The sequence below is a fragment of the Brevibacillus humidisoli genome, assembly GCF_020923435.1.
GTDB lineage: Bacteria > Bacillota > Bacilli > Brevibacillales > Brevibacillaceae > Brevibacillus_E > Brevibacillus_E humidisoli.
Genome location: NZ_CP087263.1, coordinates 1189600 through 1214893 on the forward strand (window position 1 = coordinate 1189600; position 25294 = coordinate 1214893).

The window sequence follows — 25294 nt, forward strand, 5'->3', positions numbered from 1 at the left end:
AAATTGAAAGATCTTTCCTTCTATTCTATTATAGTAGTAAGGGTACCCAATATTTTCTAGTAAAGGAAGTGAATGAGTTGAAAAGGAAAAAACTGTTCGGTGGTGTCGTTCTGTCAGCGGCGTTGGTGCTCTCCGTCTTTTCTGGTAGTGCAGGGGCTGTGAGCGAAGAGGCTAACAAGGATAAGAATTCGGACAAGGTTCGCGTCTTGATTCAAGCGGAGGAACTCAGCGCAAAATCGGTTTTTGCCCAAAAGTTTGGCCAGCGGCATGACTTTGGGAAGCTGGGCTTTACCACGGATGTGACCAAAGAGCAACTGAAAGAGTTGCAAAAAGCTTCGTCGTTGAACGTCTCATTGGTAGAAACTCTGTCAATCGCCGAATACGAGAAAGGAAAACGCAGCAAGGTGTTGGCTGTTCCATCTGATTCTACGCCGTGGGGCATCGAAGCGATCTACCAGGATCCGTCGATTCAAGCTACCAGCGGCGGGGCTGGCATCCGTGTCGCCGTGCTCGATACCGGCGTCTATACGAACCATCCAGACCTCTCCGCCAATGTGGAGCAGTGCTACAACTTTACTTCCTGGTGGTCACCGGTAGTCAATGGTTGCAATGACGGTCACGGACATGGTACGCATGTGGCTGGTTCGGTCTTGGCTAACGGCGGCAACGGTAGCGGGATTTACGGGGTCGCTCCGGAAGCCAAGCTATGGGCGTATAAAGTGCTGAGCGACAGCGGCAGCGGGTACGCGGATGACATCGCCTACGCCATTCGGTACGCGGCGGATCAAGCCAACAGCCAAGGGGAAAACGTGGTCATTTCCATGTCGCTTGGTTCTGCAACCGAAAGTTCGCTGATCTCCAATGCGGTCGAATACGCGACGCAAAATGGAGCACTGGTGGTAGCAGCAGCAGGTAATTCCGGTCCGGACCCGGATACGATCGGTTATCCAGGCGGCCTGAAGGAGGCTGTTGGCGTCGCTGCTCTGGAAAATGTACAGGAAAACGGCAACTACCGCGTGGTTTACTTCTCTTCTCGCGGCAATCCGGATACTGCTGGTGACTACGTGATTCAGGATCGAGATGTGGAGGTAGCGGCACCGGGAGCTGCCATCGAATCGACGTGGAACAACGGAGGTTACAGATCGATTAGCGGCACCTCGATGGCCACTCCGCATATCTCCGGACTGGCTGCTAAAATCTGGGCAACCCATCCGTCGTGGAGCAATGATCAGGTTCGGGCAGAACTGCAACAACGGGCACAGGCAAATGACATTCAGGGCGGCGATAGCGCAGGAGCAGGTGACGATATTGCTGCCGGCTTCGGCTTCCCGACCGTACAAGCAGGCGATAACTAGGATTTCCAGTAGAAAAACCGGCCTCCATGCAGGAGGTCGGTTTTTCGTTGGGCGGGGCGAGCAGCCAGTGTTTCTGATTGGAAATATAAGGTGGGTGGCTCATTAGAATTGGTACAAGAGATGGAGACCCTCCGCTCCCGCCATCGACAAGTGTGATCAGGACATAGAGCCGCAGTTTCCACACTGCAGGCTGTGCCGAATCTTTTCCAGGCGCTTCTGGCAGAGTTCAGGTGTCACCCGGAAACGTTCCGTCAGATTTTCAATGATGCCCGGATCGCGGAAGTCGAATGAGAGCAGCATATGCAACGGAAGCGCTGCGTAGCGGGTAAAATGGTGCGCGTCCCGCTCCTGCAGCTCGCGAAAAGCAGCCGGCATCATGCTCTGTCGCCCGGCATGCCGCAGCAGATGGCACAATTCGTGGAAAAAGTGTTCACGCTGCACCTGCGAGGGCATCCGGGAGTCAATGGTAATGCTCTTAAACCGGCCCATTTCATATGAGAGAGAAGGCACATCTCTATAGCTGAGGTAAATGTTTAAGCTGTGGGCGATCTCAGTTTCGGCTAAATCTTCCGGCTGTTCAATCCGCAGTCGACGGTAAAACTGGACAACCCACGCTTCCAGTGCAGTAGGACGATAGAAAAGAAGCATAGGAACACCTGCCTCGGAAAAAGGAATGTATGTTCGTTATTTGGATGAGAAAAAAGACACGCATCTCGTTGCAAATCGGCGCGTGTCTCGTTGTTATTTCTGGTTTTGTTCTTTTTCGGCTAAATAGCGCAAGTACTTGATATGCTCCAAAGCTTTATGCTTGTCTTCATCGCTCAACTTGTCCAATTCGTAAAAGAAGATGTGTTCCAATTGGTTGCGGGGTGACATTTCCTCGCTGCGTGTCGATTCCCTGCCCAGCAGCAGGTAATCAGTGGTGACTTGGAAAAAATCAGCAATTCGTTGGATTGTTTCAAAGCCTGGCTCTCGTTTATCTGTTTCGTACATGGCAAGTGTACTTTTGGCAAGCTGCAAGTGGGAAGCCAGCTCTGCCTGAGACATTTTCTTTTCCGTTCTCAGTTTGGCGACTCGTTCACCAAATGTGCTCACCAAAACCACCTCGCTTCTTTATTATACCTCACAATATGTGATTGGTAAATGCTTTTCTAAGAAGATATATTTTCCTATGGTCATCAAGCATGCTGTATTGAATAGCAAAGAATACGCAATAGGTGGAGTCGTCTAAACGTGTCGAATAGAGAGGGATTTTATTGCTTGCATGATCACGAAATGTGACTATAATAAAAAGAGTGTTAGTCACACATTGTGATCGACAGTGCCGATAACGTTGATTGGTCCAGAGGAGGGGCGCAGATGGAGATCATTACACAGAAAGAAGCGATCCTGGAAATCCCGCAAGAAAAAGGGGTAAGAGTGATCATCTTCGAAGATGGCCAACTGGTTGAAAACTACAAGTTGGAAGCATTCCACAGGTATACGATCATTACCCAGGATCACAAGCTGTTGGACACGGAAGAGACGAAGCGCAAGCGTTACAAAATCTCCAGATAGCCTGACCGAAAAGCGGAGGGCGTCGGAACCAGCACCCGATAGGGGTGTTGTTCTGACGCCCTTTTTTTCCTTTCGGATTCGCGAAATCGACTGACGCGCGCTGGTGATGCAAGGAAAAAACTTTGACTGCCAACAAGGAAGCGATCGGCTACGGCTGCAGCAGCATTTGTTGTGGCAGGGAGATATGTGACGGGAGGAGATAGCGTGGATTGTGAGAGTGGTATAGGCAAGATGAATGATAACCGGGCAGCCAAGCGAGTGAAGTTTTTCACACGGTACGAGAAGACGGCTCAACAGCAGCTTCCCAAGAAGTGCCACCGCTGTGTTTGGGGCCGAAGCGAGGGACTTCGCCTGATGTGTATGAGACCGCAGTGTGTAAAGGAATAGAGAAGGGCGGGAAAGGTATGGAAAAGCAGCATCTTATCGAAAGCGTATGCGCCAACTGTCCGGGCACCCAATGGGGATCGAGAAGCATCTGTAGTGTCTTCGGGAAAAGTGTGGGCTATATCGAAGAGTGTGAGGAATGGAAACGATACCCCGTGAAGCGCGCTTCGGCTCGTGCGAAGGACGTATCTGTATCTGTGACGGATCAGCTGCGGCCTGCTCTCGAATGGGTGCAGCGAACAGAAGAAGAGCTGCGGGATTACCGCTTCATGGTACGGGAGATCGGCCGCATCGAGGAGTATCTGGGAAATGTCGGCCAAGGTCTGGTCAGTGCCTACGGCATTGATGGCTGCCAACCGAAAGGGAAAGGACTGACGGCCAACAAAACCCAGAATGAAGTGGTCCATCGGGAGCGGAAGTGGAAACGATTGATGAAACTGAAAGAAACAGTGGACCGTATCGAACAGGCAGCTGAAGAAATCGCAGATGAGCGGGAAAGGACCGTGCTGGATGGATTGATGGATGGGGAGAAAAACAATTACATCGCCCGTCAACTGGGGGTGAGTCGGCAGCGCTACTACGAGATCAAACGCAGCTTGATCGGGAAAATGGCGTGGTCGATGTACGGGGAGCAGAACGAATCAGGTGATTGACACTTTGGACAGATTGGACACTTTGAACGGTTTTTGCGAACAGTCGAGCCAACAGGTTATAATGGGGTCAAGCAAGATGAGAGAGAAAGCCATCCGGCCACCGGGTGGCTTTTTTCATGTACAGCGTACAGGGAACTGATCTTGCGAGGTGGAAAAGCTATGCTCCTCGCTCCCTGTGCGGTAGACATGAGATGTTTACCATCAGCAGCACAATTGAAAAGAGAGGGAAAGGAGGAGTTGTCCCATGCTGACACCAGAGCAGGTGAAGCAGTGGAGCAGTACGAGAGTCGCAGCGGAGAAGACGACGGATCGGCTGCAGTACTTAATCGACGAGGCGAAGCTGCGGATCGAGCTGTTTGCCGCGCGGCCATTTGTCGAAGGAGACAGCCGTCTGGCGATGATTCATTTCCGCCTTGTAGAATCAATGGCCTTGACCGACAATGACGAGTCTCTAGGTTTAGATGCACGAGGCATTGTATCAGAAGGTGACCTCGGGTACTCGTACACGATCAACAGGGAAGCGGTAACGACTGGTTTTCCCTTGATCGATTCTCTGCTTCGTCAGTGGATGACCTATGTGGATCAACAGACGGATGGCGGTACGACGCAGGCGATGTCGTCATGAGGTGGCGGATGAGCGTTCCGATTGAGGTCTTTCGGCGGGAGGAACTGGTGGGTGATCGCAATGTGATTGGCTTCTCTGCGCTGTCGGCACGAGAGGTGTACGGATCGATTCGCGAGGTGGAGAGTGTTTGGGAGCATACCGGGACCAATCCGGTCGAATGGGAGTACAAGGCCTTTATCGGTTTTGCACCAGAAGAGGACATACGCCCAAACGACCGTTTGAGACTGCCCGGCTTTCGAGAGTCGTTTCTCGTCAAGAATGTGCAGCGCACACGACTTTTTCTGGCAGTGACCGCAATCCGCAAGAAACGGGGGGACATCTGATGGAACAAGACCTATCGGTGATCGTCGATCTGGTGCATGAAGCCTACCCCAACCTGCCCATCTTGCTCAATCTCCAGGAGTGGGAGGCTGAAAGCATCTCTCCTCCCTATGCTTTTGTGCAGATCAAGGAACTGGGTGAAACAGGACATACCTTAACATCTCACAACGTGCTCGTCGATACCACTGTGATTCTGCTTCATGAAGAAGTGAACAGCGTCTACACCGCGATCCCCGCTGAACCGATCCGCAGCCTGCTGCAAAGCAAACAGTTCGCCTATCGTGGTCAGACGGACGGGCGCTACATCGAGATTGAGAGGGATTCGTTTCGCGTGCGCTCCAAAGACAGCGACCGGACTGAGATCACCTTTCGCTTCACCTATACGGCCGCTATTCCGAAGGAAGCAACAGAAAAAATTCACGTTTTTGAAACAGAGGAGGTTTGGCATCGTTGACGCGCAAGAAACAACCAGTAAAAAAGCGGATGGAGATCGAACGCAGCAAACGAGAGTGGATCGATACGGGCGCCGCCAGTCTGAAAGCAGAACGCTTTGAGATTGCTGGTGCCCTTTTTGCTGAAAGTGACGATAAACTGCTGAGTGAAACAGTGGTCAGACAAAAGTTAAAAGAATACAAAGGCGGTGGCAAGTAATGACCATTCAACGTGAAAGACCAGGTGTGACCATTGAGATGATCGCGAAAGCACAGGAACGTGTGCTGCCCAAAAGCGGCGTTGTGCTGGTTCCGTACCAGGCGGAGTGGGGAGAGCCTGACGCGGTTGTGCGCATGACAGGCTACGAAGAGCGAATTGCTGAAACGTACGGTGAGGTGGATGTGATTGAACTGGCTGCAGAAAGCGGTGCTACGATCCTCGGATACCGCATCACAAACGGCAACGCGACTGCCGCCAGCTATATGCAGGATGGAGCGATTACCATCCAGGCTCGCTACCCGGGATTGCGTGGAAACGACATCTCGATCTCGATTGCAGATTCAACGGCCGAACCAGGTAAAAAAGAACTGGTGGTCAAAGGACCGGTCAGCACGGAGAAATACTCCTTTGCCGATGCGGATGAGCTGGTCAGCAAGACGGCTCTGTCGATTTACATCCGGGTGACAAAACTGGGAGAGACCGCAATTGCAGACGTTGCCGAGACCCAACTGGCCGGCGGCACGACGGGTACTGCGCCACTTACTGCTGCTGATGCGACTGTATTGTTTACGGCTACGGCGGGAGTAGACTACGATGCCTTTTACCTCCCATTTGCCGATGCTGCTGTGCAGTTTGCGGCAAAGCAGTTCATGCAGGATCGACGTACGCAGAACAAGAAATTGAGCACGCTGGTGATCGGTGGTGACGCGGCTTCCGATACGATGATGACCGCTCATACGGATCGCTCGCTGGCGATGAATGCCCGCTACGTCGTCAACTGCGCAATCTCCGGCACCCACCAAAATGGAACAGAGTACAGCAGTCTGGAGTGGGCTGCCTGGACTGCCGGTATGATTGCGGCTGCCCCGGCCGACCAATCGCTGACGGCGGTAGTCGTTCCGTTAAAAAAGGCGAAAAAGGATTGGGGACATACTGAGATCCTGCAAGCTCTCTCGACAGGGACACTGATTGCCGTTCGCGACGGGGACGTCTACCTGATCGAAAGTGCGGTCAATACCTTATCGACGCTGGGTCCTGGTGAGCGCGAGGACTTTGGCAAGATTCGCGTTGCGATGACGCTGGATCAGATCGTCAACGATATCCAAACGGTCGGGAAAAAGTACAAAGGAAAACTGGACAACAACGATATTGGAGCGGCCACCTTTGTCGGGGCGGTAAAGGCGTATCTGGAAGTGCGGGAACAGCAGGGAGCGATTGACGCAGGCTGGAGCTTCGCGGACAAGAAGAACGGCAGCGGTGACCGGCGCGGATTTCTCTTGTCGGCCAAACCGCTTGATGCGATTGAGTACTTCGATATCGAATGGGAGGTGCTGTAGACGATGCAGCGAGATATTAAACTAAAAAACTGCCAGATCTACAATGACAGCGGCGACGTGATTGAAGGCACGCTGGAAGGACGCTTTGTGTTTAAGACCAATTACGGCGAGGTTCACCGCCTGCAAAAAGGGGCGGTCCAGACAGTAAACGACTGGTTTGTCGAGGTGACGCTGCGGATAACCTCAGCCAACGCAGAATTGAAATATTACTGTGTTGAGCAATTGAGCAAAGGCAAAACACCGGTACTGCCGATGCTGATCGGTGAGACGGTGGACAAAGAAGCGGGCAACAGTGAACTGGTCCGCCTCTCCGACATTTATCTCAGCCCGGAAGAGATCACGCTGTGGGAGGCGAAGGCGGAGGGCAGCGACAACGCAACCTACGAGATCAAGGGACGCAGCAACAAGGTGCCTGATTTCCTGGAAAAACTGCCGGAGTACGCAGAATAGGAGCGAGAGTATGGGGAAACTGGAAAAATACTTGGCAAAGTCAAATGAAACGGGACAGCGCAGGACGGAAACGGTTCTCATCCATGACGAGGAGTGGGAAGTACGCGAACTGACGTTTCTGCAGAATCGGCAGTGTTACCGCCTGGCCGAAGAAGCAGATGGACGGTTCGATTTTTTCCGCTACAACGATGCGCGTATCGTAAAGGCGACCGAACACGCTTTTCCCTGGCATCACAGCGAACTGCTGAAAGCATACAAGGCGAAAGACAAGTTTGAGATGCCGGCCCGTCTGTTTAATGACGATCCGCAGGGCTACAACCTGCTGCTGGAAGCGGTAAACCGCGTCAACAGCGAAGTGCAGACGGAAGATCAGGTGGTTGAAGAACTAAAAAACTGATTCGTATCGACGGAGAATCATCCCATCTCTGTCGCGCTTTCCTCAATGGCCGCGGACGGCCGTGCGACCTGCTGGAATACGAGGTAGACCGCCATATGCAAAAACTGTTTATCATTGCTTGTCAAAGTATAGAGGAAGAAGAGATGGAGAAGGCTGGCGGATAGCCTTCTCCCTTCTCTTTTTTTGGAACGTTTGTATTCGCTAAGGCGATCAAATGCTTTCGCCATTAGGATGGATGACTAGCCAATTTTATAAAAAGGAAAGGGAGGTGACGATGGATATGGATGCTGGAGCGGTGGTTCGGATCATTGCACAGAACCAGTTGGCACCTGAGCTGCGGGAGGTCGTAAAGAGCTTGAAACAAGTCACAAAAGAAGTGCTCCTGCTCGTTGATGGGACAAGAGAACTAACCAAGCAATTCCATGCCATTCGGCAGGCGGTCGATCAGGGAGAGCAGTCTTTTCACCGCAGTCTGCGCCGGATGCAGCAAGACGTAACCCGATTGGGTCAGGCACTGCACCGCTTACACGCGGCAAATGCTCGACCAGACGTCACGGTAGATGCCGTTCAGGCAAGACGGGAGATCGCAGCCATTCGCCAGGAACTGCAGGAATTGGGCAGTACCAAGATATCGGCACAGATGGTGCCTGTCCAAGCGACTGTTAGCCAACCACCGTCTAGTCTGCAGATGGCGCAACTGCCAACAGGCAGCAGCAAGGGGTGGTTCGGACCATTGTCCGCAGAGAGCCAGGCCCTGGCCAGGTTAGCTGCTCAGGGGTTTACTGATGAACAGCAGAGCCAGATCCAGCAGGCAGTCGATGAGCTGACAGTAATGAATCCCAGGGTTGACCGGGCTCAGGTTTACGATCTCGTAAACAAAGCTTTGCTTGCCGATCCCGAGAATGGGCTCACGATGGCTCGCCAGGCTCTACAGCTGCATAGGATTCGTCCCGACTTGGGCAGTGCCGTTCAGTACCTGAATGCGCAAATCGCAATTAAGAATGCCTCGCCAAATGCGAGTGTGAAAGGCATTGGAGACGCACTGGCTAATCAAGCCTACGCCGCGGGTCCGCACAGTCAAATGCTCACTTCCGTACAAAAGCAGGCCCAGGAAATGATCACTGGTAATCCGACCGGCAGTGGTGCCATGGTGGAAGGACAATTGGACCAATCCTTCCAGACAGTAAAACAGGCAGATCCTCTGTCCGGCATCTTGGAGGCACAGACACAACTCAATAACCAGTTTATCGGGCTAGGCATGGTTCTCGCCAAGGATCTTTCTCCTGCCGTCAGCGCAGCCGCTAATGCAGTCCGCAACTTCAATCAGTTTCTCAATAATTTGCCGCCCGTTCCTGCGCTGCTCGCCTTAGGAGCTGCTGTCGCAGGGGTGAAAATGGCGATGGGAATGCTCAAAGATGTTGTAATCGGTGCATGGATGGGAATGAAGGATCGGGTTAACGGGAAGTTTGGCTGGGAGGGAACCCTGCAGGAACGGGTGAGACGCAAGATCGGCGGGGGAAACCCCGATAACGACAAACTGCAGTCATTTTGCTGCTGTTGGGAAGACTCAACAGGCAGCAAGAAAAAAAGACGGAAGCGCAACGAGTCTAAGGGTGGCCGATCTAAAGATGGCAGCTCTAAGAAAGGAAACGCCTCTGTCCGACGGAATTTATCCTCGCAAACCATTCGCAGGACATTAGGCGGCGGCGGGGAATCGAGAGAACCGAAGAGAAAGGGATGGCTGGAACGATTGAAGGGAGGGCTTGGCGGACTGCTGCCAAGAAAGGACACACTGCTATCCGTTGTGAAACAGGCCTGGGATGGAATAACAGGGATGGGTCGAAAAGCACTTCCGGCAGCCGGCAAGATGCTTCGGGGAATCCCTGGTATCGGCAGTTTGCTCGGAGCAGCGGGACTTTTTACAGCCGAAGACAAACTGGACGCTGTCGGAAAACTAGGGGCCGGATCACTTGGAGCCTGGGGGGGAGCGGCAGCCGGTGCAGCGATTGGCTCTGTCGTACCGGTGATTGGCACTGCAGTTGGCGGGATCGTCGGGGGAACCATCGGCGCGTTTGGTGGCGAAGCGATCTACGAGAAGAGCCAAGCGATTTACGAGAAAGTGAAGGCTTGGTTCGGTGTTGAACCTCCTAAACCTCCTAAACCACCAAGACCACCAGCAGAGATTCTCAAGGATGTCGGAAACACATTGCAAGAGATGGCATCGAAAACGAGACTTGGTATGGTCGGTACAGCGCTGGCGCCAATCGGTCAACGAATCTGGACTGAAATGAAAAAGAAGATGGAGGAGAACAGACAGGCAGGGCAACCAGGAGTAAAACCTGCCAGTGTCCCAGTGGTCTCCCCGACCAGGGTACAAGAGAAGCAGCGGCAGCCAATAGCGCTAACGGTCCACAACATGCCAATCACACTGAAAGCGGACGGTATCCTGCAAGACGTCGGCGGATTGCTTCGTCTGCTTCAAGACCCTTCTATAAGCAACGAAATCAAAGCGATGGTAGAAAAATTCTTCGTGGATGGAATTGAAACGCTGGGAGGACTTGTCAGTTGACAAGATGCTCTTTCTATTTAGTCGGGATGCAGCGATGACTAGGGAAAAGAAGCGATCAAAACGGGAGACAAAGCAAGGTAAATGGAGGAGATAGGAATGGATATGACAACCTGCTACATGATTGACCCTGCTGCATGGGGGATTTATACGGATGGGACCCATGCAAAAGCGACCACTGACGGACTGAATGCGGCAATCCAATACGCCAAGTCGGAGGGCTACAGCGAAGTTTTTACTCCCAAAGGAAAATACCTGATCGACGCTGTTTCCAAAACGTCTTCAAAGCCTGAAAACGGAGGGGGAGTGAAGGTCCCTTCCAACATGAAGCTTCTGATGAGTCCGGAAACGGAATTGAAGGTCGAACCCAATGCGGCGCTCGGCTATTCCTGCATCTACCTGGACGATGTGGAAAATGTGATGATTCGAGGTGGCATGCTGACGGGTGAACGATACGAACATGATTACAGCGATCAGACGAGACCGACTCATGAGTGGGGCTCGGGATTAATGTCCACGGTGGACGGAATATCACAACCTACAACGTCAGCATCAGAGATTTTACCGGAGATTGCATTTTTGTGAATGCGCAAGGGATGATCGGTGTTGGCACCAAACCGTATACCCCGCCGAAAAAAGTAACCATCCAAAGATGCACGTTGGATGGAGCGAGACGGAACAACATTTCGATTAATGCTTGCGACGGGGTGGTCATTGAGAACAACGTGATTCGCAACGCGGGTGTTGATACCACCATCGGTCCCGGATTCGGCATTGACATTGAAGGGTACGGAGAGGGCGACATTGACTTCGAAGTGCCGGTAAATGTCGTGATCAAAAACAACACGTTTCGCGGGAATCGAGAACATTCGATGTCCAATTACAATGGATACGGCGTCGTGATCGAAGGCAACTTCTCTGATCACACGATTTCCTACGGATTCGGAACCGATACGGTAATCGCCAACAACGTGATTATTTGCACTGACGCAAAGGTTGAAGCGATCAGGTGTGAAGGGGTATCCAATGGATTGGTGGGAAATAACGTGACGATCACCGGAAATGTGGTCAAAGGCTTCGTTAAAGGCATACAAGCATCGGGTAAAGATGTTGTCGTGGCGGGCAATACCATATCCGATGGAAGATTGGGGATTCAAGCCTATCTAGCGGAGAACGTCCTGGTCTCCGGCAATGCCGTCCATCATTGCGAAGTTAGCGCCTATAGGATCGGACATTCCAAAAATGTGAGTTTGGTGAACAACAAAGCGTTTGCTGTCAACGGGTACGCCATCGAAGTGTTCCAATCCCCTGTGAAACCCAGCGATCCCGATGAAGAACCTGCGATTACCTGCAATCTGGTCGCCTCCAACTTGATTAGCAAGTGCAGAGGAGGGATCAAGGTTGAGGATTCGGATGTATCGGTAATGGGGAACCTGATCGACTTGAGAGAATACGAGGGTCCATTGGCGTCCTTATACGACATCTCCTTTGACAAAAACAGCAATGTGGCGATCAAAGGAAACCGAATCGTGGGAGCGAAAAAATTCGCTATCTACGGGGAAGGCCGCAGTGGAAAAAGAGTGCTGATTTCCGACAACGACATAGCGGAAACCAAGTCAATTACCGCAGTCTTGATCAAAGAGGGAGTGCGGCCGCAGGTGATCGGCAATAACATATCTTTTGACAGGAACAGCGACGGAGGAATTGGCATCTATTTACAGGCAACGTCAAACGCTGTTGTAGCCAGAAATTCCGTTTATTCCAATTCCGGGTTTTCGCTCACCAATGCCATTCGCACCAACGAATCGAACCATTCAAAAGTGTTGCAGAATGTGGCGGTTGGCGGTGGCTTATTACTTAGTCAGGGTGATACGACGATGGGGAATACGGTCGTCTAACCACGCCCTTTTACGTGATCGCATCCTAGTGAAACAGCCTCGGAGCGGGACACGCTTCGAGGCTTCTTTAGAAGGGTTTAGAAGGGGATACTTCATAACCCCTTCTTCAGCATTTAATCACGATTGGGGGCGAGACTTTGGATGTTTTGATATGTTTTCCTCATGATAACCAGGATTCCCCTATAGCGATATTTGGTTGATTTCTGCAGCAAAAACTTCTCTGCTTCTATACAAGCGGAACCAAGGGTTCTCGAGAGATAATGATACCAAGGTGAATGAGGGTTGCTGTTGAATTCTGCGGCAGTGTGCGCGAAGAGTTGTTTCATTGATTTTGCCATCCTCTGATAGGAAGGGCGTTTGTAACGGCTAAACTTGTTGAGTATCCGCAACATGTTTTTATAGGTGTTTATCTTTTCCCAAGGGGGACAGACTGCAAACAATGAAAGCTCTGGATCGTGAAAACCGTGCAGTCGATAAACTTTCCTTAAATGCTCCAAATTTGCATCGACTCCGGACGATGCGGGATGCTCCTGTCGGTAGCCAATCACCTTGTCGATACTGACGAAGCGGTAACCGTGCTTATGGAGTCGGTATCCAAGTTCCCAATCTTCCAGATCGTACTGATCAAAATGCGGATCGAAACCGTTCGCTTTATGAAACAATTTTTTAGGCATCGACAAACAGCGGGTAGCCGACAACAGCCATGGAGCGACATCTGTTTTGAGATATTCCCTTTTGATGCGGTCAGCCACGTCCCAAGGAGCCGCGATCTTCTCCAAGATGTCCGTGTTCTGCCGGATGTCATCAGGTGTCACCATTTCTACGGATGTGTTGGCATCCCAATACGGATCGTCCCATAAACCGCACGAATTGAGAAGCTGGCGGATCGTATCTTTCTCCTGATCGGAGAAATCGGGGTAGAGGTGAGTATAGACACTTTTCCAACATTGGGGGGCAGCGGATATCACACTATTTGGGGATTTCTTATGGTATTGAGAGTGTACAGTTAGAAACTGGGGGGTAACCAAAAAGTCACAATCACAAAAGATGACGTAAGGTGACCTGGCTGCCGCGACTCCAATGTTGCGTGCTGCTGCTCTTCCGTTCTTCTGGTTCGTTGTAATCGTGACGAGTCGATAAGGTGCCTCATACTGCATCAACCTTTCCTGTGTATCATCCGTTGAACCATCGTTAACCACGATTATTTCAAACTTATCTCTTGGATAACATTGAGTTTCGAACGAAGCTAACGTTAACATCAACGGCAAGGAACGGTTGTATGCGGGCACAATGACGCTAAAGTTCAATTACCTTCCCGCCCTCTCAGAATATATTTACGAGTATTATATGTGACAGCTTTTGAGGATGAATAGACTGATAACAGAAGTAGATGCGCCCTGAATGGCAAGTGTATGTTCAAGGATGATAGAGCGATGCTATTCTAAGGGGACCACAGGTGTGGGGCAATAGCAGAAAAATGTGGGATTACAAACGGAGCGCGTTCGATACCTATGACTTATATGTGTAATATAAAGTAACATAAATTCGTTTTTTTTATTTTGTGTTGACAATTTATTTAATTGTGTTAGAATAATTGACATGGGAATTCCCTCCATCTCCTTAACTTGGACCCTGAAAAGGGTCATTTTTTTTGTCTGTGAAGGAAATGGACTGGTGGTACAAGTAAAAAAACAGGGTGGATTCAATCGGAGTATCGGGTATAATGGGAACATAAGTTCTTGTTGGGTGGAGAGTCTGGATACCTTTTCTACAAATAAGGTGGCTGTTTTACATATGGCAGCAGGAATATCCCGCTAGATGGATACTGCTTGATCATGAAAGGAGATATTTAGATGAAGTCAGTCAGCCAGAAAAACAACCTGTTTGGAGTGACGCGTTTGGTTTTAACAGCGAACCGGGACATATACATGGAACAATCGCAGGATGAGATGTTGGTTTCGCAACCCATGCTAGCGGAAGAGAAGGTCGCTGAAATCAACTATCGGATTTACGACTCGGTCCAATATGACTACGGCGTAACCGTTCGCTGGTGGGAGCCGGTCGAAAAAGGACGCGGTCGGATCCGTGAGATGTGGGGCTGGGTAAAGGATGTAGATACGGCATACAAGGTGATAAAGCTGGTTAACGATGAACAGTCTATCTGGATTGACCTGGCGATGATAGTCGATGTGAACGTTGCATAGTCAGGTCTGTGACAGGGTGAGCATGCCCGCCCTACGCTGATCATTCAGGATTTCGTGATCATTGGGGCCAAACCGTAATGATCGTGGACAAGGCGATCAGGGCAATCATGCCGACAATGATCCATATAATCGTTGATCTGTTAACGGTTTTTCGCTTTTCCATCAAGGCTCTCTCCTTTCCAGACTGCGGGTGAATGTGTTCTCGCGTTGTGCTTAGAGCGAGTCTCGATCACCGAACCGGAGCAGGTTACGGCGTGGTGATGTTCTGATCGCGTTGGTCCTCCAGTTGTGCTTCCTGAAACAATCCGTCCTGCTTTGGGCTGGTCAGTTGTTCACTGGACTGGAGCGCGCTATTTTTGAGCGGGAATGTATACCCCTCTATTTTTTTCTTTGCAGGGTTCGAATGTTTTGCTCCAACTGTTCCAGTTTGTTCAGGACGTTCTGTATATCTTCTTTCTGGGCAGCCTTCTTCGCCTCTGTTTGAACGACGGAAAGATATCCACTTGGCTCCAAAACGGCCATTTTTACGTCTGCAATATTGCCGATCTGAAGTTGTCGAAGTCGCATTTCCAGCTGATCTATCGTCATTTTGGCTCGCTTCATCTCAGCAACATCAATTTGCCCGTTCGTTACCAACACGGATGGCACGCCGTAGATCCATTTGCGAAGCCGTGGAAATACGATCTGTAGATAAGATAGCGAAACCATTCCCACAACTAACATGAAGCCGCCGTATATGGCGACCCATACACTTTTTGATGCGACTGGTTGAATCATCAAGGTACCGATGGCAATCATCAGGACTGCCTCAGGTACGGTTAGCTGAGCGATGGAGCGTTTGCCGGAGAGCCGCAGCAAAATGACCCCAGCGGTCAAAATCATTAGTACTTGGATGGTGTACGGAAACGTTGGGAGTAGGTCAGCCATGTTCTAATCACCTCGCTGTTATTGTTCCCCGTTTTTTATGTTCACTCCACTCGATTTTCGCCAGAAAGTGGAATAGCTGAACGGCATCAGTTTCCGACGTAAAAAAGCGTTCCCGAGGAACGCTTGAGCCTGTACAATATGGGGTGTAGCTGCCATCCCCAATCTTTTCTGCGGTTGTCGCCGTATGAGAGGTTGCATCCTTAATAAAAAGGTGGTATAATCACCATATTGTATATATTGAGCTAAGCGATTCACATATTCCAAAGAGTTATCACTTTAGCTTAATGATACTCTTTGGAATATGTGAATTTTTGTTTGGTCAATATATGCATGAAGCATATTTATCAGGAGGTTGCGTACATGCAAAATGGTACAGTAAAATGGTTCAATGCAGAAAAGGGTTTTGGGTTTATTGAAGTAGAAGGCGGAAGTGACGTTTTCGTTCACTATACTGCTATTCAAGGTGAAGGGTTCAAGTCGTTGGACGAAGGACAGCGCGTACAGTTTGACGTAGTTCAAGGAAATCGTGGACCGCAAGCTGAAAACGTTGTAAAGCTGTAAGTCCTAAAACGTTCAGGTGACGAAAAGCACCTAATGAGAAACTGCCTCCCAAAGGGGGCAGTTTTTGCTTTCCCGCGTGCCCAGCAAGCCGGGTGTGTAGAACTTGGAGTGCACATCTTGGATGCCATTTGGATTTTCGCCGTATCAGGGAAAACCTCACGTACGGTTTGATGAGGGGGAACAGAAATGCGTAAGGCGACCGACGGTCGCCTAAAAGTTTCAGTTTTCTATTCTACAACAAGGCCCTCAACTGTTTACTGAACGGTGTAAGTGGCTGCTTCTTTTCTAGGAGCTGTTGTGCCGGGAACTGGAGAGTTATGGATGTAAGCGGGCGCTTGCGTCAACATCGGGTTCTGTCCCATGGGTTTAGGTATTTCCACATACTCGAAAGCAGCCTGTCCATCCATCGACGGCCCGCTTGCCCAGCGGCCTGCTTTGCTCTCTTCGCCTTGTGAGAAGTTCATAAACGAATACGAAACCTCTTGCTTTTCCAAATCTTGTGGGAAAGTGCTGGGGACGATTGCTTTTTGGTTCTGCTCCAGTTCCTCAATAGCAGCCATCCACTGATTTTGATGCATGGTATCGCGAGCGATCAAGAAGGAGAGCATATCTCTTACACCAGGGTCGGTAGTTGACTCATACAAACGAACCACCTGCAGCCGACCCTGCGACTCAGCGTTTAGATTGGCCCTGAAATCGGCTAGCAGGTTGCCGCTTGCAATCGTGTAGCGTGAGTTCCATGGGTATCCGACGCTGTCTGTTGGAGTAGCTCCCAAACCGGATACGATGACATGCTGTGGATTTATCCCGCCCAATACTGCTTCAACAATAGGGTTTTTCGCCGCCTCATCCTGATCTCTTGCAGGAGCACCATCTAACAGTTGTGCGATCATGGTGGCCAGCATTTCCACGTGTGCCATTTCTTCGGTCCCTATGTCCAGAAGCATATCGCGATATTTTTGTTCTCCTCGACAGTTCCATCCTTGGAACAGGTACTGCATCATAACCGTGATCTCGCCAAATTGCCCGCCAAGAATCTCTTGTAGTTTTTTCGCATAGACGGGATCAGGTTTGTCTGGTTTAGCCGTATACTGTAGTTCTTTTACGTGATAAAACATCTCCATCCCTCCTGCTGCTTAACGTTCTCCTTAAACAGCAAAACGATTCTCCACAAAAAAATCCTTTGTGTGTGAGAGGAGCCAGACTACACCAAGGGGAGTGGTGTGGGGAGAGTAGCAACCACTCCAATCATTGGAAAAATCAGCCGATGAGGATCAGATTTTGTCGCGCGGATAGATTATGGAAGGACAGTTATCTGTTCTGCAGTAGCTTGCACCGGATATGACTCAGCCACGGGACCGGTGAAGGTTGCTTCTACTTTTTGGCCGACGCGCAGGTCTGATAAGGTGAGCTGGTTTCCGTTCTGATCCATAATCCGCGTGCTGTCGACAATGGTTGTTTGCGCCTTATCGTACGAAGTATCTGCTTCTAACCTTCCTTCAATCAGAACAGCGCCAAGCACCTTATGGGCAGAACCATTGTCAGCTTGGGTAATCTCAGTGATTGTACCTCTGATATCAATGGTTTGACTAGTTGGTTGATTTCTAAAAAGAAAGAAAGCCAATATGCCCACGACAGCGGCGAGGATGACTGCCGCCCACAACGCTTTTCTACTCATCGAACATCTCCTCCAGCATTTTCACAGTCTTCCTCTATCCGACGGTAAAGAGTGCGGAATGTTACAACAATCTGACCAGAATCCTCTTTTCGATCAGCATCAAATGTTAAAAAATGTATCAAAATTTCCGAAAAAATGTCGATAATGAAATAAGATCAGATTGCTGAATTGTACCGCAATTGTGTAAAAGCCAATAAAAGAAAAGGGGTTACTTGCTTATGCCGCAAGTAGAGACGGATCTCTCCCTGGTCGGTCGAGTGTTGGAGGAAGATGTTTACAGTCGTACCGGTCTCCTTCTTTTAACCAAGGGGGCAGTACTGACACATACGGATATATACAACTTGCTGCGACAGCGAATCTGGTTTGTCAGTGTGGTCAACCTTGTTGCGACCGACCGGGCAGACGTTGATTTTGTAGGACAATTGAGCAGCTTAAGCGAAGAACATGGGCAGATCAAGAGTTATATCCAAGCAATGGACGGTATCAGAGGATTGTTCGGACAGGTGACCGAGGAGCAGATTCCCTCGCTTGACTCCTTTTCCGCTCCGTTCTTGCCACTGATGAATGAGGTACATATGCAGGCGGGAATTTTCCGCTTTCTGTATGCCCTAGAGGGCTCGGACAGTTACACCTATCGTCACTCCGTAAACGTAGGTATTCTCTCTTCCCTGATAGCCAAGCTGATGAATAAATCACATCAAGAAATTGTAACGATCGGACAAGCAGGCCTTTTGCACGATATTGGGAAAATGTTGGTAGCGTCAGACATATTACTTAAACCGGGCAAACTGACCGATGAAGAGTTTGCCGAGATGAAACGGCACACCATATACGGTGCCCAGTTGATTGCAAAAATGGCAGGTGGTTCGGAACTCCTATCGCAATGTGCTCTGCTGCATCACGAACGACTGGATGGTTCGGGCTATCCAGAGGGAAGGAAAGGTGGCGAGATTCCAATCGAGTGCCAGATTATTTCTGTGGCAGATGTGTTTGATGCCATCTGTTCCGACCGGATCTACAAGGGACGTACTTCTCCGTTTGAAGCGGCCCAACAGCTCTGGCAAGCGGTGTTTGAGGGGCAGTTGAATGCAGAGATTGTGACCAAGTTCCTGCACTATATCTACTCTTATTACATAGGCAGTCGTGCGGTTTTAAACAGCGGGGAAGAAGTGGAAATCGTACTGATCCACAAAGATGAGCCGATTCGTCCACTGGTGCGAAAAGGGGAGCGGTACATTGATCTTCGCTCCCGTCGTTCCCTGTTTATCGAGAGATTAATTGTTTAAACACGTTTCCCCGTCAAGAGACGGGGTTTTTTATTTGCGTGTTCCCCTGTGTTCGCATATAATACAAACAGATGTTCTTATTTTTGATCAGGGGGGATTTCGGTGTTAAGAGACTTGAGGCGCTACCTGGCTCACAACCAATTAGTCGAAATCATCTACCTGGACCGCAATGGACGGACCAGCAAACGGGTTCTACGTCTCCATTCCATCGACGGAGAAAAAATGAAGGCTTACTGTTTTACACGACAAGCGAATCGCGTTTTTATCATCTCCAACATTTTGGCGGCGGTGCCAGTTGCTGTTGATCATGCGGTATAGAGGAGAGGAACGTATCAGCCCGGAGGTACGAGTATCTGCATGGTTGACTTGGAGGCATGTCGTTTCTTGTCTCCGTCACGATGCTCTCTTGATTGAAGGTTTGGATCTGCGGTTTCCCAGGGCTTACCAGCTTGTTTGGAAATTTTGGATTGATGCGGCACAAGTGATGGCACATGCTACGCATGCTGATCTGCGTCGTGTTGACATTCGCCTCCTAGGTGATCAGTTGGACCAGGGCGAGCATTTTGTGCTCTGGAAATACCGAGGAGAGACGCGATTGCTTCGTCTTTCCCAGCAGAAGCTGCATCTAGCTGTACAGCAAAAAATAAACGAATTGACAGCGGGCAGTTCCGTTTGAGTGACAGAGGTTCATTTACACATTTTTTCGTTCGATGGATACCTGTCTATGCGACTTTTTCTCTCTTTCATATGCTAGTCATGAGAATAGCAGAGGGAGGGATGACAGTGTCTGGAAGATCTAACAACTTTACTTTGGCTCTGGTATTGTTTGTCCTGCTTGTGATCGTTCTGGAGGTACTAGACGATTAAGGTTTTCTCCCCCGCTTTGCGGGGGATTCTCCTCGCCAGACAGCAGACAGCCTGTGTGCTGCCCAGATCACTCTACAAAATCACGGTACAGCTTGGTTACCGGTGTGTAATCTCCTTTGCGGATCTCCTCTGAGGATGCATCAAGATCCAATTCATCCATTTCCATCCCGGGTGCTATTGTGGGCTCCTTTTGTTTAGGGGCGGTGCGTCGGTTCCGTTTTTCCATCATGAAGAGGCCTCCCTCCCGTACCAGATGGTTATCGAATTCCTTGCTTGCTTGGCAAGCGTTTTTCCGGGTGACCGTAACCTTGGTGTTCTTTGTTTTCTCTGTCTTTTTGTTGTGCCTCATCGATTTTGTGGACAAACTCTTTCGTGCTCATCTTGTTCAAATCCATTTTGGCGTCCTCCTCACCAGTTTTGATACCCGTTTATTTTCCCATCCTCCTCCGATTATAATCCGCTGTGAAGCAGGGTAACTTTAGAAAAACAGCACGATCGGGAGGATACAGATGATTCGTAACCGCATTCTAGTGTGGAGTATGTCATGCCTGCTGTGGCTGGGTTCGCTATCTGGCTGCTCCTATCAGCATGGGGAGCAGGAAGGGACTGATCCGACCGTCACGGTAAAGAGTCAGCACAATGGCAAGAAAGTTATCGTTCTTTTTGATCGACTCCCTGTTGGCTGACTCACTTGAGCGATTGCGTGCAACCAATCAGGTGCCCGCTTTTCCTTTCTGATCGAAAATGGCCGGTATCGACCCGATTTGGTCAGTTCGTTTCCCACTATGTCTGTGACAATTGAGAACTCGCTGTTGACGGGTACATATGCAGATGGCCACCGTATCCCCGGTCTTCTCTGGTATCATACCGGAGAACGCAGAGTGGTCAATTATGGAGACGGACTTCGAGCTGTTTGGAGCCCTGGTTTGAGACAGTGGTCGACGGACGCGCTGTACAACTTAAATCAGGTACACCTGTCGAAACGGGTGAAAACGATTCACGAGGATCTTCATTCACGTGGTTTTACCAGTGGCTCGATCAACGGACTTGTCTATCGCGGGAGCAGCAGGCATCAACTCAGACTGCCTGCGTATCTGCCCAAGGCGGCAACAGGTTGGCAGACAAAGCAGGTCAAGGGGCCTGACGTACTCGGATTGGGGGCGCTTTCAACTGTCACCTCGCAACGGCTGCCGAAGAGTGCTGTCCAGTCGCTAGGCTTTAACGATGAATACGCCGTTGATAGTCTGATCCATCTGGTGAAAAAAGGAGCCCTCCCCGACCTGACACTGGTATACCTGCCCGATATGGATGGAGAAAAACACCGGCACGGTCCCAGCGAACTGACAGGTGTCGTTAAAGCGGATCGACAACTGCAGCGCTTTCTTGATACGTTTGGAGACTGGAGGAGAGCGCTGCGAGAGCACATCGTGGTAGTGATGGGAGACAGCGGTGTAACGGCTGTTGAGCGAGACCGTCAAACTGCGATGATTGATTTGGAAAGCGCCCTCAAGCCGTTTCGGCTGGCGCCAGTCGGAGAAAAAGCAGGCCCGAATGATGATGTTGCGATCGCGATCAACGGTCGGATGAGCTATGTCTACTCTCTCTCACCATATGCTCCTCTCTCCAGCCTGGCAGACAAGCTGATGCACGATCCCCGGATAGATCTGATCGCCTGGCAAGAGGGTGATTGGATTGAGGTGATGCGCGGCGGAAGCAGGGCACGACTAGCCTACCGGACAGGCGGGGGACATGTGGACAGATATGGAAACCACCACTGGGATATTCGCGGTGATTGGCGAGTAATGGATTTGCATCAGAATCCGCTCTCCGGCAAGGTGGAATCGTATCAGTATCCAGACGGGCTTCGCCGACTGGCCAGCGTGTTTCATTCTCACTCCGGAAGCTTTCTCGTCGCGACGGCCGTACCAGGGGCAGAGTTTGCGGGAAAGGGGACACCTAACCATCTAGGAGGAGGAAATCACGGCTCTCTTCACCGGACGGATGCATTCGTTCCGATCATCGTTTCCGGAGGGCAGCAGGTTCCTCAGCTTCCCGATCGGGTGGTGGAACTGAGGGCATATCTTCTCTCCCTGTTGACTACGGACTGAAAACGATTTTTTCCCATTTGTCCACATTCATGATAGTATGGATAAGGTATAAACAAGAAGTAAGGAGAGAGAAACCGTGGATATGACCACTGTGTTGGTGTTGACGGGTATCATGACGATCGCGATGATTGGAATCGTCGTATGGTATATCACCAAAGCCTACGCCTACAAACACACGGTAGACGAGCTGCCAAACGAAGAAAAACAGGACGAGCCTACTAAAGCAGCCCAAAACAGCGAAGTCTGACAAAACATTTCTTTGAACGGGTGGGAGAGATTTTGGATTCTTTTGCGGTTGTGTGGAAGTACGTATTTCTGGGATTACTCCAGGGTTTTACGGAACCGATCCCCATCTCTTCGAGCGGTCATCTGGTCATCGCCGAACATCTTCTTGGGTTGAGGGTGGAAGGACTTGGATTTGAGGTGCTGGTGAACTTCGCATCTCTGCTTGCTGTACTGTTGATCTATCGAGCGGATCTGGTTCGCCTCACTGTCAACAGTTTGGCTTTTCTGCGTACCAGAGAGGCGCGTTTTCGCGATGATTTCCGCTTTGTCGTTTATCTTGTGATCGCCACCATTCCGGCAGCCATATTGGGCTTGCTATTTAAAGATGTAATTGCCGATTACCTGAAGGGTGTCCAGGTAATCGGCTTCACCTTGTTGATTACCGGTTTGGCACTTTGGTTGATCCGCAATTTGCGCGGACGTAAAAACGATGCTGATCTCGGCATGAAAGATGCCCTTATAGTCGGATTTGCCCAAGCTTTCGCACTGGTTCCAGGGATCAGTCGATCAGGGGCTACGATTGTTGCTGCCATGGGACGGGGAATGCGGCAGGAAACGGCGCTGCGCTTCTCGTTTTTCCTCTATATTCCGGTCAGTCTGGGTGGAATGATCCTGGAGGGCCCCGATATGATCCAGGACCCCGCTCTGGCGGAACTGGCGCTCCCATACGCAGCGGCTTTCCTGATGTCGCTGGTGGCTTCTTACTTTTCACTGAAGTGGTTTATGGGCTTGATGGCTCGCGGTAATTTAAAAATCTTCACCCTTTACTGTCTGTTGGTTGGGCTCTCTGTTTTGCTGTTTTTGTAAGAGTCAGCAGGCGAAAGCGATCCCATGCAGAGATCGAACTGCGAAAATTACCAACATGTCCCTATAAAGTTACAGTGTGTTTTTAACGAAACTAGTAATAACCACCTCTTTTTTCCTCTAGGGAGGGGTGGGGGGACGTGACATTTCTATTTTTTGACAACCTCTACTGGTGCCAGAGGTTGTTTTTTCTTTGTCGAAAAATATGATCGGGGACTGGCTTGTCGTCGTTGGACAGGCTCAGTTACGATAAAATGGACAAATACGGAAAAGCACTGCTTTTCTCAGGGGGGCAAAAAATGGCAGTCAAAAGAATAGAGCACGTCGGAATAATGGTTCGTGATCTGGAGCGTTCCATCTCTTTTTACAGCGATGTGATCGGGCTTCAACTACGTGACAAACTGGTTCACTCCAACGGCGTGATCAAGCTTGCTTTCTTGCAGTTTGCCGGGGCGAAGGAGACGGAAGTGGAACTGATCGAAGGATACAATGATCAACTGCCGCAGGAAGGAAAAGTACATCATATTGCGTTTACCGTTGACAATCTCGAGGCGGAAGTGGAACGGTTGAAAACCAAGCAGGTAACGTTTATCGATGACGGGATCACTACGCTGCCCAACGGTTCACGCTACATCTTTTTCTACGGTCCGGATGGGGAATGGATCGAGTTTTTTGAGACGACGCGTTAGATCTCAGCATCGATAAGCCATCGCATATTTATTGTGGATACACAGGCCGCCGATTGCGGCCTTTTTATATTTGGAGTGGTTTCCATCTCATACAGTATATGGCGTAGTTCCCGATCGCTTTACATGAAACACGTTCGGTCTGGTGAACCTAAAGATGCTTGTTGGAAACCATCAGAAAGGAGTGCAGTCATGCTGCAGCAAATGACCAGTCAATCGCAGCAACAGCAGGTGATGATGACGCCGCCGGCGGTCGTCACTACCAAAGATTTACTCTATTTGAGAGATGCGATGTCGTGGATGTTGGTTGCGATGAAAAAATGTGCTCACTTCGCGCAGGAGTGCACAGACTCTCAGGTGAGGCAGGCAATCGACCAGGTGGGACAGATGCACCAGCGCCACTACAATATGCTGCTTTCACACTGCAAGAATAATAATGTGCAAGGGATGGCCAGTATCTCACAGCCCATGTCTCAATAGGCCTATATCCGCTACAAGGAGGACCGCCCATGCAGCAGATGAATCAGATCAAAAATCCAAAACCAGCCGGCGAGCCAAAAGTAAAAGGACCGGAAATGAATGACAGGGACCGGCTCAATGACGTGCTGGCTACCGAGAAGTACCTGACGGATAGTCTCAATGTCGCTGCACGTGAAGCAAGTCATGATCAACTGCATCACGACATGATCACCATTCTCAATGAGACGCATAGAAGTCAACGTAGTATTTTTAACATGATGTTTCAAAAAGGTTGGTACGCGCTGGAAGCGGAAGATCAGCAAAAACTGAGTCAGGCGTTCCAACAGTTCAATCAGTACTCTACCCAGTTCCCTTATCAAAACAACGTTTCTCAGTAGTTGTTGGAAAGCAGAACCACCCCCGCTTGAAGCGAGGGTGGCTTTTCCGTGACGAAGAGATGATGATAGATAAGGGCAAGGTTTTCACTTCTTTTTTCCAGAAGATAAAAATGCCTCTAAACGACTAGCGGCTTTGGTTGGATCCATATCAACCTGAAACAAAAACTTCAGATTGCTGGTCGTGGTCAGTGATAGCCGAGTTGCATGGTACAGTTTTGGTTTTTCATGCTTGATCAGGGCCATAATCTCCATGATCGGAGGAGTAAAGGTCTTAATCCGCAGAAAGTTGTGCAACAGAGCGACAAATTGGCGTATGTTGGCGGGATTGTCATCGTCTGCTGCCTGCTTCAAAAAGGTCTGCAGGTCTTTGACCATTTGTTTCTTTCCTTCATCCGGATTTCCACGTGTTTCCTTCATCCTGATCACCTCACGGTTAGCTTTGTCGGTACATGCCTGGATGGAGTTCTACCAGCGAGGGATTCAACAACACAAGAAGCTGCTCCCTCGAGGGAGCAGCCGAATTACCTCCTAGCCATCATACGGTAACCCGGCTGTCATAGTTCTAAAAAGAACCGTAGACCCGCAGTTTTGCGCCACCATCTTTCAATGGGTTTGCCTTTTTCGTGTGGGTTTGATAGTAAAAAGTAAAAGCTGTACGAGTACAGTCCATTATAATTCATGAGTACTAGGACGATCAACCCTAAAAAGGAAAATCAGAAACATGCACCTAACAAGGGACGTCGAATGGCGCGGTTTGTGAGACAGGTGGAAGCAGACGTTGACCGAAGCTGAAAACGAGGCTGGCAAACACCTCAATACCAGTAGCAGACTTTTGCA

The 25294-nt window shown here is 50.0% G+C and carries 34 protein-coding genes and 1 riboswitch; of the genes, 25 read left to right on the forward strand and 9 right to left on the reverse strand.

Translation table 11 applies throughout. From position 1 onward, the window contains the following. Nucleotides 1-77 precede the first annotated feature (77 nt). Nucleotides 78-1355, forward strand: a complete 1278-nt coding sequence (locus LOK74_RS05870; RefSeq protein ID WP_230045648.1) for a S8 family peptidase — start codon at nt 78-80, stop codon at nt 1353-1355. A gap of 156 nt (nt 1356-1511) precedes the next feature. On the opposite strand, the gene LOK74_RS05875 is transcribed toward LOK74_RS05870, so the two are convergent. Next, nucleotides 1512-2003 (reverse strand): ImmA/IrrE family metallo-endopeptidase, encoded by a 492-nt coding sequence (locus tag LOK74_RS05875; RefSeq protein WP_230045649.1) that lies wholly within the window; start codon nt 2001-2003, stop codon nt 1512-1514. 93 nt (nt 2004-2096) lie between these two features. Further along, the gene (locus LOK74_RS05880) at nt 2097-2450 is read right to left on the reverse strand and encodes a helix-turn-helix domain-containing protein (RefSeq protein WP_230045650.1); all 354 of its coding nucleotides are present in this window, start codon (nt 2448-2450) and stop codon (nt 2097-2099) included. A 264-nt stretch (nt 2451-2714) separates the two neighbouring features. On the opposite strand from LOK74_RS05880, the gene LOK74_RS05885 reads away from it, so the two are divergent. The 12 genes from LOK74_RS05885 (at nt 2715) to LOK74_RS05940 (ending at nt 12194) form a co-directional block, all read left to right on the forward strand. Then, nucleotides 2715-2912, forward strand: a complete 198-nt coding sequence (locus LOK74_RS05885) for a hypothetical protein (RefSeq protein WP_230045651.1) — start codon at nt 2715-2717, stop codon at nt 2910-2912. 404 nt (nt 2913-3316) lie between these two features. After that, a complete protein-coding gene (locus tag LOK74_RS05890) occupies nt 3317-3949 on the forward strand; it encodes a LuxR C-terminal-related transcriptional regulator (RefSeq protein WP_230045652.1) in 633 nt (210 codons plus the stop codon). A gap of 244 nt (nt 3950-4193) precedes the next feature. Next, entirely contained in the window at nt 4194-4574 is a 381-nt protein-coding gene (locus tag LOK74_RS05895) for a hypothetical protein (protein WP_230045653.1), read from the forward strand. A gap of 8 nt (nt 4575-4582) precedes the next feature. Continuing rightward, on the forward strand, nt 4583-4897 hold the full coding sequence (locus LOK74_RS05900) for a hypothetical protein (RefSeq protein ID WP_230045654.1): 315 nt from the start codon (nt 4583-4585) through the stop codon (nt 4895-4897). Next, the gene (locus LOK74_RS05905) at nt 4897-5349 is read left to right on the forward strand and encodes a hypothetical protein (RefSeq protein ID WP_230045655.1); all 453 of its coding nucleotides are present in this window, start codon (nt 4897-4899) and stop codon (nt 5347-5349) included. Before LOK74_RS05900 ends, LOK74_RS05905 begins: the two co-directional genes overlap by 1 nt. Continuing rightward, entirely contained in the window at nt 5346-5546 is a 201-nt protein-coding gene (locus LOK74_RS05910) for a hypothetical protein (protein WP_230045656.1), read from the forward strand. The genes LOK74_RS05905 and LOK74_RS05910 overlap by 4 nt, the downstream gene beginning before the upstream one ends. Next, entirely contained in the window at nt 5546-6883 is a 1338-nt protein-coding gene (locus LOK74_RS05915; protein WP_230045657.1) for a phage tail sheath subtilisin-like domain-containing protein, read from the forward strand. The genes LOK74_RS05910 and LOK74_RS05915 overlap by 1 nt, the downstream gene beginning before the upstream one ends. 3 nt (nt 6884-6886) lie before the next feature. Beyond that, entirely contained in the window at nt 6887-7333 is a 447-nt protein-coding gene (locus tag LOK74_RS05920) for a hypothetical protein (protein ID WP_230045658.1), read from the forward strand. 10 nt (nt 7334-7343) lie between these two features. Beyond that, complete coding sequence (locus LOK74_RS05925; protein ID WP_230045659.1) at nt 7344-7730, forward strand: hypothetical protein; 387 nt, start codon at nt 7344-7346, stop codon at nt 7728-7730. A gap of 274 nt (nt 7731-8004) precedes the next feature. Next, nucleotides 8005-10299, forward strand: a complete 2295-nt coding sequence (locus LOK74_RS05930; RefSeq protein ID WP_230045660.1) for a glycine zipper domain-containing protein — start codon at nt 8005-8007, stop codon at nt 10297-10299. A 96-nt stretch (nt 10300-10395) separates the two neighbouring features. Continuing rightward, a complete protein-coding gene (locus tag LOK74_RS05935) occupies nt 10396-10881 on the forward strand; it encodes a glycoside hydrolase family protein (RefSeq protein WP_230045661.1) in 486 nt (161 codons plus the stop codon). After that, nucleotides 10878-12194 (forward strand): right-handed parallel beta-helix repeat-containing protein, encoded by a 1317-nt coding sequence (locus tag LOK74_RS05940; RefSeq protein WP_230045662.1) that lies wholly within the window; start codon nt 10878-10880, stop codon nt 12192-12194. The genes LOK74_RS05935 and LOK74_RS05940 overlap by 4 nt, the downstream gene beginning before the upstream one ends. Before the next feature lie 113 nt (nt 12195-12307). On the opposite strand, the gene LOK74_RS05945 is transcribed toward LOK74_RS05940, so the two are convergent. Beyond that, on the reverse strand, nt 12308-13453 hold the full coding sequence (locus LOK74_RS05945) for a glycosyltransferase family 2 protein (RefSeq protein ID WP_230046921.1): 1146 nt from the start codon (nt 13451-13453) through the stop codon (nt 12308-12310). A 594-nt stretch (nt 13454-14047) separates the two neighbouring features. Between LOK74_RS05945 and LOK74_RS05950 the strand changes: the two genes are divergently transcribed. Next, nucleotides 14048-14398 carry a YolD-like family protein gene (locus tag LOK74_RS05950; protein ID WP_230045663.1) on the forward strand — a complete coding sequence of 117 codons (351 nt, stop codon included), beginning with the start codon at nt 14048-14050 and terminating at the stop codon, nt 14396-14398. A 378-nt stretch (nt 14399-14776) separates the two neighbouring features. Here the strand turns inward: LOK74_RS05950 and LOK74_RS05955 are convergent, their stop codons facing one another. Beyond that, on the reverse strand, nt 14777-15325 hold the full coding sequence (locus LOK74_RS05955) for a DUF421 domain-containing protein (RefSeq protein ID WP_230045664.1): 549 nt from the start codon (nt 15323-15325) through the stop codon (nt 14777-14779). Nucleotides 15326-15685: 360 nt separating this feature from the next. On the opposite strand from LOK74_RS05955, the gene LOK74_RS05960 reads away from it, so the two are divergent. After that, nucleotides 15686-15886, forward strand: a complete 201-nt coding sequence (locus tag LOK74_RS05960) for a cold-shock protein (RefSeq protein WP_230045665.1) — start codon at nt 15686-15688, stop codon at nt 15884-15886. A gap of 254 nt (nt 15887-16140) precedes the next feature. Here the strand turns inward: LOK74_RS05960 and LOK74_RS05965 are convergent, their stop codons facing one another. Then, on the reverse strand, nt 16141-17004 hold the full coding sequence (locus tag LOK74_RS05965) for a manganese catalase (RefSeq protein WP_230045666.1): 864 nt from the start codon (nt 17002-17004) through the stop codon (nt 16141-16143). 179 nt (nt 17005-17183) lie between these two features. Continuing rightward, nucleotides 17184-17564, reverse strand: a complete 381-nt coding sequence (locus LOK74_RS05970; RefSeq protein WP_230045667.1) for a DUF3221 domain-containing protein — start codon at nt 17562-17564, stop codon at nt 17184-17186. Between the two features lie 218 nt (nt 17565-17782). Here LOK74_RS05970 and LOK74_RS05975 point away from each other — a divergent pair, with 218 nt between their 5' ends. From LOK74_RS05975 to LOK74_RS05985, 3 genes are all read left to right on the forward strand, one after another. Continuing rightward, nucleotides 17783-18850: an HD-GYP domain-containing protein gene (locus LOK74_RS05975; RefSeq protein ID WP_230045668.1), complete on the forward strand. Its 1068-nt coding sequence runs from the start codon at nt 17783-17785 to the stop codon at nt 18848-18850. 102 nt (nt 18851-18952) lie between these two features. Then, a complete protein-coding gene (locus LOK74_RS05980; protein ID WP_230045669.1) occupies nt 18953-19168 on the forward strand; it encodes a WYL domain-containing protein in 216 nt (71 codons plus the stop codon). Nucleotides 19169-19211: 43 nt separating this feature from the next. Continuing rightward, nucleotides 19212-19526, forward strand: coding sequence for a hypothetical protein (locus tag LOK74_RS05985; protein WP_230045670.1), 315 nt, complete (start codon nt 19212-19214; stop codon nt 19524-19526). A 258-nt stretch (nt 19527-19784) separates the two neighbouring features. On the opposite strand, the gene LOK74_RS05990 is transcribed toward LOK74_RS05985, so the two are convergent. Then, nucleotides 19785-19946, reverse strand: coding sequence for a hypothetical protein (locus tag LOK74_RS05990; protein WP_230047132.1), 162 nt, complete (start codon nt 19944-19946; stop codon nt 19785-19787). Nucleotides 19947-19974: 28 nt separating this feature from the next. Next, on the reverse strand, nt 19975-20112 hold the full coding sequence (locus LOK74_RS05995; RefSeq protein WP_230045671.1) for a DUF4023 domain-containing protein: 138 nt from the start codon (nt 20110-20112) through the stop codon (nt 19975-19977). Between the two features lie 114 nt (nt 20113-20226). On the opposite strand from LOK74_RS05995, the gene LOK74_RS06000 reads away from it, so the two are divergent. The 7 genes from LOK74_RS06000 to LOK74_RS06030 all read left to right on the forward strand — a co-directional run bounded on the left by LOK74_RS06000 (nt 20227) and on the right by LOK74_RS06030 (nt 24457). Further along, nucleotides 20227-20403 (forward strand): hypothetical protein, encoded by a 177-nt coding sequence (locus LOK74_RS06000; RefSeq protein WP_230045672.1) that lies wholly within the window; start codon nt 20227-20229, stop codon nt 20401-20403. Between the two features lie 99 nt (nt 20404-20502). After that, nucleotides 20503-21825, forward strand: coding sequence for an alkaline phosphatase family protein (locus tag LOK74_RS06005; protein ID WP_230045673.1), 1323 nt, complete (start codon nt 20503-20505; stop codon nt 21823-21825). Nucleotides 21826-21907: 82 nt separating this feature from the next. Continuing rightward, nucleotides 21908-22072 carry a YtzI protein gene (ytzI, locus tag LOK74_RS06010; RefSeq protein WP_230046922.1) on the forward strand — a complete coding sequence of 55 codons (165 nt, stop codon included), beginning with the start codon at nt 21908-21910 and terminating at the stop codon, nt 22070-22072. A 32-nt stretch (nt 22073-22104) separates the two neighbouring features. Continuing rightward, on the forward strand, nt 22105-22917 hold the full coding sequence (locus tag LOK74_RS06015) for an undecaprenyl-diphosphate phosphatase (protein WP_230045674.1): 813 nt from the start codon (nt 22105-22107) through the stop codon (nt 22915-22917). Nucleotides 22918-23213: 296 nt separating this feature from the next. After that, nucleotides 23214-23603, forward strand: a complete 390-nt coding sequence (locus LOK74_RS06020) for a VOC family protein (protein WP_230045675.1) — start codon at nt 23214-23216, stop codon at nt 23601-23603. Between the two features lie 189 nt (nt 23604-23792). Continuing rightward, nucleotides 23793-24080 carry a hypothetical protein gene (locus LOK74_RS06025; protein ID WP_230045676.1) on the forward strand — a complete coding sequence of 96 codons (288 nt, stop codon included), beginning with the start codon at nt 23793-23795 and terminating at the stop codon, nt 24078-24080. A 29-nt stretch (nt 24081-24109) separates the two neighbouring features. Then, nucleotides 24110-24457, forward strand: a complete 348-nt coding sequence (locus LOK74_RS06030; RefSeq protein ID WP_230045677.1) for a spore coat protein — start codon at nt 24110-24112, stop codon at nt 24455-24457. A gap of 84 nt (nt 24458-24541) precedes the next feature. Here LOK74_RS06030 and LOK74_RS06035 read toward each other — a convergent pair whose 3' ends face one another. Then, nucleotides 24542-24874, reverse strand: a complete 333-nt coding sequence (locus tag LOK74_RS06035; protein WP_230045678.1) for a hypothetical protein — start codon at nt 24872-24874, stop codon at nt 24542-24544. Between the two features lie 121 nt (nt 24875-24995). Next, a riboswitch (cyclic di-GMP riboswitch) is annotated at nt 24996-25084 on the reverse strand. Nucleotides 25085-25294: the final 210 nt, after the last annotated feature.

Coding starts and splice junctions, on each gene's coding strand:
- LOK74_RS05875 (WP_230045649.1), bottom strand. CDS start 2,003: ATGCTTCTTTTCTATCGTCCTACTGCACTGGAAGCGTGGGTTGTCCAG.
- LOK74_RS05885 (WP_230045651.1), top strand. CDS start 2,715: ATGGAGATCATTACACAGAAAGAAGCGATCCTGGAAATCCCGCAAGAA.
- LOK74_RS05890 (WP_230045652.1), top strand. CDS start 3,317: ATGGAAAAGCAGCATCTTATCGAAAGCGTATGCGCCAACTGTCCGGGC.
- LOK74_RS05895 (WP_230045653.1), top strand. CDS start 4,194: ATGCTGACACCAGAGCAGGTGAAGCAGTGGAGCAGTACGAGAGTCGCA.
- LOK74_RS05900 (WP_230045654.1), top strand. CDS start 4,583: ATGAGCGTTCCGATTGAGGTCTTTCGGCGGGAGGAACTGGTGGGTGAT.
- LOK74_RS05905 (WP_230045655.1), top strand. CDS start 4,897: ATGGAACAAGACCTATCGGTGATCGTCGATCTGGTGCATGAAGCCTAC.
- LOK74_RS05915 (WP_230045657.1), top strand. CDS start 5,546: ATGACCATTCAACGTGAAAGACCAGGTGTGACCATTGAGATGATCGCG.
- LOK74_RS05920 (WP_230045658.1), top strand. CDS start 6,887: ATGCAGCGAGATATTAAACTAAAAAACTGCCAGATCTACAATGACAGC.
- LOK74_RS05925 (WP_230045659.1), top strand. CDS start 7,344: ATGGGGAAACTGGAAAAATACTTGGCAAAGTCAAATGAAACGGGACAG.
- LOK74_RS05930 (WP_230045660.1), top strand. CDS start 8,005: ATGGATATGGATGCTGGAGCGGTGGTTCGGATCATTGCACAGAACCAG.
- LOK74_RS05935 (WP_230045661.1), top strand. CDS start 10,396: ATGGATATGACAACCTGCTACATGATTGACCCTGCTGCATGGGGGATT.
- LOK74_RS05945 (WP_230046921.1), bottom strand. CDS start 13,453: ATGTTAACGTTAGCTTCGTTCGAAACTCAATGTTATCCAAGAGATAAG.
- LOK74_RS05950 (WP_230045663.1), top strand. CDS start 14,048: ATGAAGTCAGTCAGCCAGAAAAACAACCTGTTTGGAGTGACGCGTTTG.
- LOK74_RS05955 (WP_230045664.1), bottom strand. CDS start 15,325: ATGGCTGACCTACTCCCAACGTTTCCGTACACCATCCAAGTACTAATG.
- LOK74_RS05960 (WP_230045665.1), top strand. CDS start 15,686: ATGCAAAATGGTACAGTAAAATGGTTCAATGCAGAAAAGGGTTTTGGG.
- LOK74_RS05965 (WP_230045666.1), bottom strand. CDS start 17,004: ATGTTTTATCACGTAAAAGAACTACAGTATACGGCTAAACCAGACAAA.
- LOK74_RS05970 (WP_230045667.1), bottom strand. CDS start 17,564: ATGAGTAGAAAAGCGTTGTGGGCGGCAGTCATCCTCGCCGCTGTCGTG.
- LOK74_RS05975 (WP_230045668.1), top strand. CDS start 17,783: ATGCCGCAAGTAGAGACGGATCTCTCCCTGGTCGGTCGAGTGTTGGAG.
- LOK74_RS05990 (WP_230047132.1), bottom strand. CDS start 19,946: ATGATGGAAAAACGGAACCGACGCACCGCCCCTAAACAAAAGGAGCCC.
- LOK74_RS05995 (WP_230045671.1), bottom strand. CDS start 20,112: ATGGATTTGAACAAGATGAGCACGAAAGAGTTTGTCCACAAAATCGAT.
- LOK74_RS06000 (WP_230045672.1), top strand. CDS start 20,227: ATGATTCGTAACCGCATTCTAGTGTGGAGTATGTCATGCCTGCTGTGG.
- LOK74_RS06005 (WP_230045673.1), top strand. CDS start 20,503: ATGTCTGTGACAATTGAGAACTCGCTGTTGACGGGTACATATGCAGAT.
- ytzI (WP_230046922.1), top strand. CDS start 21,908: ATGACCACTGTGTTGGTGTTGACGGGTATCATGACGATCGCGATGATT.
- LOK74_RS06020 (WP_230045675.1), top strand. CDS start 23,214: ATGGCAGTCAAAAGAATAGAGCACGTCGGAATAATGGTTCGTGATCTG.
- LOK74_RS06025 (WP_230045676.1), top strand. CDS start 23,793: ATGCTGCAGCAAATGACCAGTCAATCGCAGCAACAGCAGGTGATGATG.
- LOK74_RS06030 (WP_230045677.1), top strand. CDS start 24,110: ATGCAGCAGATGAATCAGATCAAAAATCCAAAACCAGCCGGCGAGCCA.
- LOK74_RS06035 (WP_230045678.1), bottom strand. CDS start 24,874: ATGAAGGAAACACGTGGAAATCCGGATGAAGGAAAGAAACAAATGGTC.